The sequence below is a fragment of the Novipirellula caenicola genome, from assembly GCF_039545035.1.
Classification (GTDB): Bacteria; Planctomycetota; Planctomycetia; order Pirellulales; family Pirellulaceae; genus Novipirellula; species Novipirellula caenicola.
Map to the genome: position 1 here is coordinate 192,532 of NZ_BAABRO010000012.1, position 11,538 is coordinate 204,069.

An 11,538-nucleotide genomic window follows, 5' to 3' on the forward strand; every position below is an offset into this window, starting at 1 on the left:
CTTGCTCAAAAGGAAGGAAAGGACTTCGTACGTTTGAAAGCGAAACGCATCAGGCCGTGGAAAACGCCCAAGCAGCTAATCGCAGCTCTTTGACTCAGCGGCATTTGACGAACGAGTTTAACCTGGCGCACCGAAGGTCAGGCAAGTGAAAACCGGCCATCTTCGGTCTGTGTGAACAAACATTCCTTGGCCTGATTCGCGACAGCGATATTCTTTGTGTGCCGACGCAATTGGGAACGAAGGACGCTCGCGGCGTTCTTAGCTTTGAACTCGTAGAGGCCTTTCTCTGAGATTACTTCGTAAATCTCCGCAGCCGACATCGGCTTGCCAGATGCCTTTAATACGTCCGCAGCTACCTGATGAATTGCTTTTTTCATTTGTCCTCGTCCAACGCCAGATTTATGAGATCACCAATATTGCTTATCGCCGACGGCGTCGCTAGGTAGCCGATTCCGCGATGCAGGTGCAGCCGAAATTGCTGAGCTACGGTTTCTTCGTCTGTTCCCAAGCCATCCTTGTAGCAGCGTGCTTTGACCAGTGCCCAGTAGAGTTCATTCAACTCGCCACCGAACACCTGCCAACTCATTTCTACATTGCTATCCGCTGGGATGTCGACGACCGTGGGTGGAGAGGCTTCTTTCATCGAAACCACGAGTGCCCATCGGCACAGAATATTCCATTGACCAATACCCGTACGGGACTTGATGCGAATGAGCTTGTCCCTTGCCTGGGATGAGAGTTTGATTTGTTTAATCACGATTGTTCCTAAACGGCCTCCGCCTCTTCATGATGCCAGAAGTAACCCTGTTCAACTATCGTTTGCTTTGTCTTTTCGTCATAATTCAGGTGATACGCACGTGCAACGTTAGGCTCTAGAGCGGCGTAAAACTCTTCGTCGACTTCCGTGTCCGTGGAAAGAATAATGGTTTGATGGCTCGCGGAAGGGAAGTATCGCGTCAGCAGGTTCCCGCGATGCATTGCATCGAGTCGAGCCATCGGAGTGTCAATAATTGCCGGGAGTCGACGATTCGACGCTCGGCCAAGTCCCCATAAAACTGAGATTGCAAACATTTGCTTTTCCCCCTCAGAAAGTCGCTGCTTAGGAATCGTCATTCCATCGGAGTCTATCAGCGTTATTGAGAAATCAACTGGATCGATAGAAATCGATTCAACAAGCGATTTCTTGCGGAGTAAATATTGAAACGCTTCGAGGATATTTGCCGCGAGTCGATCAATCTTCGCCGCGGTCGATTGCTCAAGAAAAACTTTCATTGTCTCGCGTGTACGCTCTGACAGGTGAGACATTCGTTCCGCGTCATCTGCAGCAACTTGCTCTGCATTCGTACGAAGAAGCTTTTCTTCTATTTTGCTTTCGACTTCTTCTCGCTCGCGAATTTTCTCTTCACAAGCTTGCTCGAAACGCTTCAGTTCTGATTCAGCGTCAGCGTGCGATCGGACCGCCGCTTTCAGTTTTTCCGCGACGTCCTTTATTTCAGTTTCTTTAGGGGTGGAAGCCAGTTGCCTGCGAATTAAGTCCAGCTCCGCACTCGTTTGCTCCAAATTGAACACCAATGATGCGCCCTCTTTTTTGAGACGCGCAAGCTCTTTGGTCATCAATAACGATAAAGAGTTACGTGAACCTTCAGACAAATGTATCGACGGTTCAGGCTCTTTGATCTCAGCTCGAAGTTGTCGTCGTTTCGCCAGAACCAATTCGATTGACTCCAAGACTTTTGCTGAAAATTGTTGATCTCTGAGTTCCGACAAAATCGCTTTGTCATGTGAGTCGAGGGCTTCACCGGCGTGTATCAACTGCTGATATGAGCGACTTTCTTTATCGAATTCGTCAACGGTTTTCAAGAGATCTGAAATCATTGCCAGAGGCAGGCTGCCGCTGGCAAGTCCAGTCAAATTTGATTCGATTCCAGTCTTCTTGAGGGTAAGTTCCTTCTTCGTGACTTCATTTGTGTTTCGCTCGTCCCAGTGCTTGCCACCTATGCGAGCGAATGCCTCTTCAGCCTTCACCAGCTCTTTAGCCGCAAAATCGACGCGATTTCTTGCAGCACCACAGTCTTGTTTGCGAGCCTTCAATTCCGAGCAAATAACGTCCAACGCACCTTTCCACTCGTCGACTGCTTCTCGATCGCTGTTTGATATCTGACGTTCGGCGAGCTTCATATGAACCACCTTCATGTCCGCGATCAAACGTTCAGCGAGGTCAAGTCCCAGCAACGACTTAATTGCCGATCCCAATGCCTCACTTGTTGATTCGTCGTCAGCTATAAATCGGATCTTTTCAGCATCAAAGAAGAACAGCTGAGAGATCCCAATGGGAACGATCTCTTCAACAACATGATTCCAGTTCTTCGAGAAATCTGCATGCTTCTTTCCATCGCAATAGACTTCCAGATGCTCCCGAAGGGTCTTCTTGACATTCCAGCGGCGTCGGACCTCATAGATCCGTTCGACACCCTCCGAAACATACTGAAAGGTCAGCGATATCGACGCCCCATCCGCTGGATCCACACCTCGATGGATACAATCCGTCAAGAACTCACTGTAACTCTGGTTTGATCGTTTCGAGCAGTTAGCTCGGGAGCCATAAAGCACCAGCAAGATTGAATCGAAGAATGAGGTCTTTCCGCCGCCATTGATGCCTCCTACCAAAATGATTGGTTTGGCCTTTCCATTGCGGCGATCGGGACTCAGATTGAAAGTTTGCTCACCGCGATAGAGGCAAAAATTGTAAAGAGACAATTCGAGTAACTGCATCTATTCTGTCTCCTCAATTGAATGTTGATCGAAGAGGTCTGGTTGAACCGAACTCACGTTTTCTACTTTCTTTGCCACTGGCTTCTTCTTTTCCGCTTTCTCGCTCTCGGGTTTATCTTTGCGTATCGTTCGCATATCCCGAATTTCCTCCGCCCGCTTTTGCTCGGCGTCACGGGCGGCGAACGCTTCCTCGCCATCCGCAAACTGTGCTGCTTTGAGTCGTTTCTCGATTGCCTCGTAGATTCCTGCACGGCGAGTCATGCCGCGGAATTCTCGCTGAATGTCCAACAGCTCCGTTTGCAGCTGAAAGAACACCTCGTCCGCGTCGCAAATGTCTCGAAGCCGATCCCAGTCTTCACGATCCAGCAATTGATCGTCACCACGCAGTACAGGAAACTCATCTCCGGTAACTTGCATGAAGATATCGGGCAACGTGTCGTCGTACTCGTGCTTTTCGTAAAGCCAAATCCGGCGAATCTCGTGCATCTCCGCAGTAGAAATTAGTTCGATCCCACGCATCTCTTTCGGGCCGTTTTCGCGAATCCCTTGCTGAACTTCAAGCACTCGTTTGAGCCAATACTCTCGCCAATTCTTACGATAGGGACCGGGGATCGTCTTGCCGTTGAAAAGCTGTACTCGCCCGTCGATCCGCCGAAAGTCTCTGCGGTTTCGTTCAACTTTGCCCCGATTTTCCTTGCTTAGCCGAACTGGTTTCCCCTTTTTGTCATTTTTTCCGAGTCCGGCAATTTGGCTTTTCGTCAGACCGATCTGGACAAGCTCTACATCGCGTAGACCTTCTTCGTCACAAGCCAATTCGTTTCGGAGATCTAAGAGTGGTTGCATCCAAAGCTTTTCATCGTCGTTCTTGATCATTGCCTCCATGGAGCGATCCTTATCGACGACGGTACAAACCCAACAGCCAAATCGGCTGCTTCCACAGCTAGGCGTCGAAGTATCCAAAACAACAGGACACTCGTTGTCAGCAGAAGCTCCCTGGTACATGCCCATTAGCGACTTGTTTGTATGTCCCCAAGGGTTTTTTACCTGCAGCAAAAATTGCCAAACCTCGTCATTATTCCAATCCTCGATCGGCGAATAGACAAGCGAGTTAGGGAGTGCCGCATTGGGTGATATACGATCGCGATACCGATGTTTTTCATGTTTCTCCATGTTTCGAGCACGCCGCTGGCTCTCTGCCTTTCGCGTGCCCAAGACAAGCATCGCTTCGCCGTTCTCTCGCACCACTTGTCGAATAAAGTTGTTTGACGGATTGATTTTCATCCGCGAAGTGCACCAGCGGAACTGTGTCGTCGGCTTCGGGTAGCCCCTGCCAATCAAGTTGACCCAAAAGGTGTCCTTCACATCTGGTACCAGCTTGTGTGGCGTAAGAGGGATACCTTGCTCAGCCGCAGCTTCTCGCATTTTTGCATGTGAAGCATCGACCCATACCGCGACTAAAGGTTGCTCGACCAACGTATCCGTCGATATCACGTGAATCTGCTTCGTTCGTTGCTCGACAGGCAATCGAGAGACGGCTAGCCATACAAGCTGCAGCACCGCGCTTGAATCTTTTCCGCCGCTATACCCAACAACCCACGGAATCTGGTCGGCAAGGTAAAGTTCCTGAACTTCCTCGATCAGCTCGGTCACGGCCACCTTCATGCCCTTGCCGCCGAACGCGCTCTGCTTTTCCGTTCCGATATCACTTGCCATTACTATTGCTCTTGTATCGTTTTTCCATCTCGTTTTCTTCCGCAGTCAACGCGAGTCCCAGCTGTTTTTTCAATACATTCGCCGTGAGTGCAACATTAACATTTTTCTTAGATAGACGACCGGCAACCATCGCCCGCCCTTCCCAAAGTTTCGTATTTGTGCGTGACCAGTCAATCTTAAGAAGAGGTTCAAGTTTTGACTTCCAATTGGTGGGGTGCTTCGCAAGCAAGCCTTTACCAGCTCTCGCAAGTGCAGACAGCGCAAGTGAATGTGCGTGAATGAAATCGCTGCGAAGGTCCGCCGCACTAACTTCACGCCTTCGAGCGAGTTCCCAATCAGGAATTTTGTCAGCGACCTCGCACCAGAAATTGCACGCTAGTTCAATCTTGTCGTCAACGTCTTCTATTTCGGATCCCGACAGCAATGCCTGCGTAGCGCTGTGGACACCGCTGAGCGTGAAAAGCTTGATCGACCGGTTCGAGATTGTTGCTTTTTCAAGCTCACAAAGATCATTGAACACTGGCACACGCTGAACAATTGTTTTCGAGATCATCGACGACTCGTCGCGATGATCGTACAGAATCCCGATGGACATAGTCGGCCGAACCGCATACCGGTTTAGATCCGCGAACATTTGCTGGGTTCGCTTTAAGCCCAAATCCATAAAAAAAACAACAGAGATGGTCTCGTCCCCCATCTCGGGATTCTCGAACAACGCTGCTTCAATCGCAGCACGTCTATGTTGACCGTCGTTGATGACAAACTTCGCCGACATTGGGATGTGAAGACGCCCCATATCCCGACCGTCACCTTCGTCTCCAATCGGCTCGAAGTTGACTTTCCCGTCGATTGATGCGGTAATTGCGGAGAAAGTGTATTCTTGTGGATTCTGTAGAATGTACCGGGTAATGTCGGGAATACGCTGCTTGTTGAGGGTGCGTTGCGAACGTAGCTCCGGACGCAACTCTTCTTCGTCAAAGAGAAATATGCGGGGGATCAACCGCATCGGGCACATCGAGATGTAGTATTCTCGCCCTGCCTGAATTCCACGGATCGACGGAAAGACGTATTCAAAGCTCGGCATTGACCCCTCCTGGAGCGATGCTGCAAATGGAAGTAAAAAGGTGCGTACAAAGAACGTAACTAGTTACTTCCTAGCGTCAACCACCTACACCGGCTCCCACTGCAAGGAAGTTCAAAAATGAAAACGAACGACACACAACCCGTTTATCTTGACGTCAACGCAACCACGCCTCTTGATCCAAGAGTGTTTGAGGCAATGCGTGAATGTTTTTTAGGTCCACCGGCAAACGCAGGTAGCCGAACCCACGTATATGGGCATCGAGCGAAAGATGCGGTGGAGGATGCGAGAGCAAAAGTCGCAAACGTGATCGCCGCGAAACCTGAAGAAATTATTTTTACGAGTGGTGCAACCGAGAGCAACAACCTTGCGATTATTGGACTTGCGGCTCACGGAGAAGCGACAGGACGAAAACATATTCTATCAACAACTATCGAGCATAAGGCTGTCTTGGAGCCTCTAGAATACCTCGGTACAAAGGGCTTTGAGATCGAGCTAGTCCCTGTCGGGTCTGGAGGCTTTGTAGACCCCAATGACGTCGTTAAGCGATGTCGGAAAGACACTCTGCTCGTATCAGTGATGCACGCCAACAATGAAACAGGCGTGATTCAACCGATAAAAGAAATCGGCGAACATTTACAGGCGACCGACACTTGGTTCCATATTGATGCCGCACAAACTTTCGGCAAGGAACCAGACTTAACGGACCTTAAATTCGACTTGCTCTCTATCAGCAGCCACAAAATCTATGGACCGCAAGGCATCGGGGGCCTCTATATAAAGCGTCAGGGTAACACACGGATTCCAATCTCATCTCTGGTGCACGGAGGAGGTCAGGAACGCGGGCTTCGTCCGGGCACCGTACCAGTTGCGCTGGCTGTTGGATTCGGCGAGGCGTCCAAGCTGGCGAAACTCGAACAGCACACAAGAGCCGAGGCTTCGCGAGCCGTCAGGAACGCATTCTTGCTCGAGCTTAAAAAAGTCGAACATGTCGTAAATGGCGACTTGTCTAGATGCCAGGATCATGTCGTTAACATTAGGTTCCCAGGCGTGGATAGCGAAGCTTTAATGATGGCACTGCGTGAATCGCTAGCATTCTCGAACGGATCGGCGTGCACCAGCGATTCCTACGACCCAAGCCATGTCCTGATCGCGATGGGACTCAGCGAAGACCAAGCCAATGAGTCTGTTAGGATATCGTGGGGGAGTGATGTTCCAGCACTTCCTATCGACAGGCTAGTTACCGAAGTGGAAAGTCTTCGGATTCAACTTTGAAAGTGTTAGGCACATTTGATACGAGCGTGATTGTGACTGAAGAAGACATTCGAACGAAGATCGTAGTCAATTGGCTTTTGGGGCATGGATTTGAAGCTGGCGAATTCAAGCTTGAATACGTATTTAGCGTAAGAATAGGACGCGCTGAAATAACGACCGGACGAAGAACACGAACTAAGTCAAATTCTATCGCCAACCCCCGTGCCGACGTCCTTGTGAGGCGGAACAACCAGAACTTACTGGTAGTTGAAGTAAAAGCACCAAGTGAGTCTGTAGAAGATGCAAGAGACCAGGGGATTTCGTACGCGAGACTACTTGACCAAATTGCACCATTCGTTGTTGTAACCGACGGTACAACCTCACGAATATATGACACCGTTAGCAAACAAGAAATGTCTGGCGAGTCAATACCTACGGATCATCCTCATGTGTTGAATGGCTTTCAAGTCTCAGCTGATGACCTGGCGCTAAAATCCGAAGCGATGGAACTCTTTGTCTCCCTATCACCTGACAATCTGCTTGAGTTCTGTCGGCATCAAATCGCAGCTCGGATGCAAAGACTTCGTGGGGACTCGATCCATTCAAGCAAAAAGTATATCCCTTGTCTATATGTTGCGCGAACGAAGGCGTCGGATAAGCTTCGAGAACTAGTCTCGCGTCGACATGAGAAGGTTGTTGTAGTTACCGGTCGCCCGCAGGTTGGCAAAACCAATTTCCTCTGTAATTTTGTGAGTGAAGAAATCGACGCAGGTCGACCCTGTCTGTTCTTCCCGTCTTCAAGCATGATATCAGGACTCCTGAATGAGTTGGCCGAGGATTTCGGTTGGAGCGGATTTTCTACGGAAGCCTCGCCAGCTCAACTCGTCCGGAAATTGGCACGTGTATTGAAGAAGAGCGGACAAGAACTGACTCTTGTTTTCGACGGCTGGAACGAAACAGATATTCAGGAAGCCGCTGCGATCGACAAAGAGGTAGAACGAATCTCGAATGACTCTGCGCGTGTTACCACGGTCATTAGCTTTACGAACACCTCGGCGGGACGTCTCCTGCAAAAACGCGGGAACCCTACGTTTGTTTCGGAAGCTGCTCGCATCGGACTCGGCGATCTTGCGCTGATTGAGACGAACTCACCAAGAGTTTTCGAAAAATCGGATTGGAGTGCTGTGTACCTAGAGAATTATGATCCCGAAGAACTGCAAGCTGCTTACCGAACCTATTCCAAGGCGTTCAATGTTAAGAACGACAGTTGCCCCACCTCGGATCCCTACCTGCTCGCAATCGCGACGCGTCACTACCAGGGAGGTACACTGCCAAGCGAGCTCGATGAGCAATCGTTACTTGAAAATTGGCTGCAATCTCGTATCGGACGCGCTGATATACCAGGAACCAACGTGCAAGCCGCATTAACGGAACTTGGTTCAATGATGATCCATCAGGGCGCTCCAATTGATGCCAGCGAAGTAAAACGTGGTTGGGGTCTTCCAGCCATATCGAGAATCGATCCAGGATTTTTCGATTGCGCCCTTCTTTCGCAGTACGCCAGCGAGCAAGTCGATTTTTACTTCAGTCGGGACAGAGATTTTGTGATCTCGATTTGGGCTGCCAAATGGCATGCAAGAATAGAGGAGCTACTTCAAAGCACCACGACCTTTACCTTACTCACAGAGGGCGGGCAAGCGTGCATTGATGCGGCGATTTGGTTCTTCTCTCAGCGTGAAGTTCAAAAGCACCTCGCCGGCGACGGAACACTTCCGGTATTCGCGTGTGCTGACCTGCATCGTCTTTACCTCAGAGGATTCGCAATCTCACTTTCACGACTCAAGCAAAGTTCCAGTAGCGGAACGTTCATCGGATACGATTCCAATCATTGGTTTGAACAATTCGTCACTTTGTTTGAGTCTGGTAAAGATTACGACCTGCGATTGGAAGCGTTGAGAGGGGCACTCCAACTATCAGATTACGTCGAAATGGATTCGCTGCCGACTATGTTTTTGGAGGAATCGAACGACTTTGACAAGTTTGTGAGGTCAATCCTGGAGCTTGATTACGAATCAGGAGATGAACGGGTGGCAGGAGGCATTGGTGTTGAGTTTCTCTCAAAACTGGACTACGAATCCAGAATGGGCAATGAAGAAGAAACGTTTATATCCAATAGTGTGCGTCAGGTGATGACAACTGCTAATTCGCGTGCCGAGCACCTGCTGGCTTCCCAAGCATATGCGAGCATGTGCCCTAAGTGCTTTTTGCGAATGCTCCGGGGAGTTCCGGAAAGAAATCAAAAGGAAGACTATTCGTTGAGCGTGGCGTGTGCCGTGAACGCGATTGAATATCAATACTATGGCACAGGCATGTGTCCTTCGTACACTGACATCTTGAAGGAAGACGCGGATTTAGCAGAAGAGGAATTTAACGAAATTCGTGAGCTGCTTGACTGCGTCGCTTCTTCCATCTGGGGCGAAACACCCGTTAAAAACCTTCGCGAGCTTTTGAGGATAATTGGTTCTTTCCTTCCTAATGATCCAGAAAGAGCGGACACAATCATCCCTACGGAGTGTCCGGGTCAGATGCGGTTTGGATTTACTGAAAACAACTGAACAGGCGAAACAGGCGGCGTTTGGCGAACGATTGAATTGAGCAGCGGTTATGCTTCAAGGGATCTGCCGGTCGAATTGGAGACAAAATCTGAAAGTTTGTCCACGATCTCGTCAACATCTTCACGTACTCTTTTGTCCAACATTTCTCTGCGTTTCTTGTCATCAGAGATCTCTCGCACTTCTGCGGCATTTGACAGACGCAGAGAGAGCCTGTGCCTAAGTCCCTGTTTGATCTGTTTAACACCATCGTCGACGAGGTAGTCTCGAGTCTTGCTCCAATCGCGGAACAGATCGTTCATCCCATGGGGTTCGCCAAGAAAACACAAGGCAATCTTTAACAGCGCGGCTATGTGGTGCTGCTTATACTTCGCAGTTGAAAGATTGGCAATTGACAACGAATTCCAAGGTTGATCTGAGCTGAAAAGCATTTGGTTACCTTCATTTGCCTCAAATGCCCCATTGAAAGCGGCTACAAATGTTTTGCATAATTCCATACAAGAAGCGTCGTCAGACGCATTCCGCCAGAGCGTGGACATTACGAACTCGAATAATTCCGCTTGTCCAACCCGGGAGAAGAAGATTCGCGAGAAGAGCTTCGACTTCGCGGGATCTATTTCTCGCCTCAGGAAATCATTAGCAATGTCTTGAATCGTCGCTTTGCAAATGTCCGGATCGAAACTGCCGACAGGATGTTCTAATGCACACATGTCGCGAATTTGTGCCTGGTCTCCTCGCGAACCTAAGAGAAAATCGAGGCTACAACGGGGTCTAAAATTACCTTCCTCGCTTTTATGCTTAGACACCAGCTGCAAGCGTTTTTCCTCGAGTCTGTCTATAAGCGTTCGTGCGGGAAATAGGTTTCGAAGAACAAATGTCAGACAAGGTTGAACAGTCTGGGCAAATCGTCTTTCGAGAATCGGCCGCTGCCACGTAGAGAATTTTGTGGATCCAATATTTACAGGGTCAATGCCTGGAAGCTTTTTTTCTGCTGGAGAGAGATCTTCATCATTCTCCTCAATTTTGAGCCAATTTCTAAAACTATCCTCGGACCGATCTTTCCCGAGGAGCAAATCTCGAATGATCTTATTCAGCAAGCCAACGGAACTGACTGCTCGAAGATCATTGACCTGAAACTCTTTTCCGTCGGGCGAATCCCACTCGAATTGATACAGAGCGATTGAATCCTCGGATACAGGCTTATCATCTGGAAGATCGGACTCTACCTCAAAGCTGTCGACCATATTGCGAGTAAAAATAGAGATGAGATCTTGTTCATCAAGCAGAATATTTCTGCTCGCGCTCACTGTTTTGGCATTCTTGTTGACGTCTACGAAAATTTGTCTAAAGACACCTGCAATCTCATCCCCAGATGTCAACTCACTGTTGCTCTCAAACAACATCCACGGCGAAACGATACAGACAGGAATGCTTGAGAATCCCAGCGTTTTCATCGACTCAGCGTCAAGACGACAACTTTCGTATCCCCGGGCACGATCTTCTTCTTGTAACATTCCAAGAATGGACTTGATCGCAAGTAAGCGATGCTGGCCATCAATCGCAACAAGTGAAAGCTTGTCACGATTCCAAATGAATTCGCAACCATGAAACAGTTCACCGTTCTCGGATGATGAACCACCGATTAAAGGAATACGAAATCCAAATGAGTCACCAAATATTCGCTGTTCATAGTCAATGCCTTCATTTTCGTCTCTAACGATCGGAAACATTCCACCGGTATAATTGGTTGGCGCAGGATAAAGATGTGGTAGATCGTAGTTCGGCGGCATCGGCTTCGGGAGTGCAGCAACAACAATAGGTGGGAAAAAACGTGTCCGCACAACTCCCTCTTGAGGAGTTAGATACTGAACAACTTCCGATCTCACACGATCGTCGTCAATGTCGCGTTGCATCAACTCACGAATGCGCAAAACATGACGGGGAATAACTTGCCGCACGGTCTTAATCTGTTGCAAGTCTTCTTGAAGGAACCTCGTGTTTAGATATGCAATCTGACGATTTCCCGCGTTCGTAAAGAGTCCAAACGATCCTCGAATTGAGTCCGTCATTTTGGGCTTAACATTTGCACCTGGCAGTGACATTTTT

The 11,538-nt window shown here is 49.0% G+C and carries 8 protein-coding genes; 2 read left to right on the forward strand and 6 right to left on the reverse strand.

Annotation, left to right across the window (positions count from 1 at the left end):
- Positions 1-137 precede the first annotated feature (137 nt).
- Genes ABEA92_RS21135 through dndB form a run of 5 tightly spaced genes read right to left on the reverse strand, consistent with a single transcriptional unit; the run spans position 138 to position 5,569 of the window.
- The gene (locus ABEA92_RS21135; protein WP_345685919.1) at positions 138-377 is read right to left on the reverse strand and encodes an HTH domain-containing protein; all 240 of its coding nucleotides are present in this window, start codon (positions 375-377) and stop codon (positions 138-140) included.
- Positions 374-757 (reverse strand): DNA sulfur modification protein DndE, encoded by a 384-nt coding sequence (gene dndE, locus ABEA92_RS21140; RefSeq protein ID WP_345685921.1) that lies wholly within the window; start codon positions 755-757, stop codon positions 374-376. The genes ABEA92_RS21135 and dndE overlap by 4 nt, the downstream gene beginning before the upstream one ends.
- 8 nt (positions 758-765) lie before the next feature.
- Positions 766-2,772 (reverse strand): DNA sulfur modification protein DndD, encoded by a 2,007-nt coding sequence (gene dndD / locus ABEA92_RS21145; protein ID WP_345685923.1) that lies wholly within the window; start codon positions 2,770-2,772, stop codon positions 766-768.
- Positions 2,773-4,485 (reverse strand): DNA phosphorothioation system sulfurtransferase DndC, encoded by a 1,713-nt coding sequence (gene dndC / locus ABEA92_RS21150; RefSeq protein WP_345685925.1) that lies wholly within the window; start codon positions 4,483-4,485, stop codon positions 2,773-2,775.
- Positions 4,475-5,569: a DNA sulfur modification protein DndB gene (dndB, locus tag ABEA92_RS21155; protein ID WP_345685927.1), complete on the reverse strand. Its 1,095-nt coding sequence runs from the start codon at positions 5,567-5,569 to the stop codon at positions 4,475-4,477. Before dndB ends, dndC begins: the two co-directional genes overlap by 11 nt.
- A gap of 117 nt (positions 5,570-5,686) precedes the next feature.
- Here dndB and ABEA92_RS21160 point away from each other — a divergent pair, with 117 nt between their 5' ends.
- On the forward strand, positions 5,687-6,841 hold the full coding sequence (locus ABEA92_RS21160; protein ID WP_345685929.1) for a cysteine desulfurase family protein: 1,155 nt from the start codon (positions 5,687-5,689) through the stop codon (positions 6,839-6,841).
- Positions 6,842-6,873: 32 nt separating this feature from the next.
- Entirely contained in the window at positions 6,874-9,435 is a 2,562-nt protein-coding gene (locus ABEA92_RS21165; protein WP_345685931.1) for an ATP-binding protein, read from the forward strand.
- A 47-nt stretch (positions 9,436-9,482) separates the two neighbouring features.
- On the opposite strand, the gene ABEA92_RS21170 is transcribed toward ABEA92_RS21165, so the two are convergent.
- On the reverse strand, positions 9,483-11,534 hold the full coding sequence (locus ABEA92_RS21170; protein ID WP_345685933.1) for a ParB N-terminal domain-containing protein: 2,052 nt from the start codon (positions 11,532-11,534) through the stop codon (positions 9,483-9,485).
- Positions 11,535-11,538 lie beyond the last annotated feature (4 nt).

Bases quoted from the DNA above. Each gene is read 5' to 3' on its own strand.
- dndC (WP_345685925.1), bottom strand. From the start codon at position 4,485: ATGGCAAGTGATATCGGAACGGAAAAGCAGAGCGCGTTCGGCGGCAAG.
- dndB (WP_345685927.1), bottom strand. From the start codon at position 5,569: ATGCCGAGCTTTGAATACGTCTTTCCGTCGATCCGTGGAATTCAGGCA.
- ABEA92_RS21170 (WP_345685933.1), bottom strand. From the start codon at position 11,534: ATGTCACTGCCAGGTGCAAATGTTAAGCCCAAAATGACGGACTCAATT.
- ABEA92_RS21160 (WP_345685929.1), top strand. From the start codon at position 5,687: ATGAAAACGAACGACACACAACCCGTTTATCTTGACGTCAACGCAACC.
- ABEA92_RS21135 (WP_345685919.1), bottom strand. From the start codon at position 377: ATGAAAAAAGCAATTCATCAGGTAGCTGCGGACGTATTAAAGGCATCT.
- dndD (WP_345685923.1), bottom strand. From the start codon at position 2,772: ATGCAGTTACTCGAATTGTCTCTTTACAATTTTTGCCTCTATCGCGGT.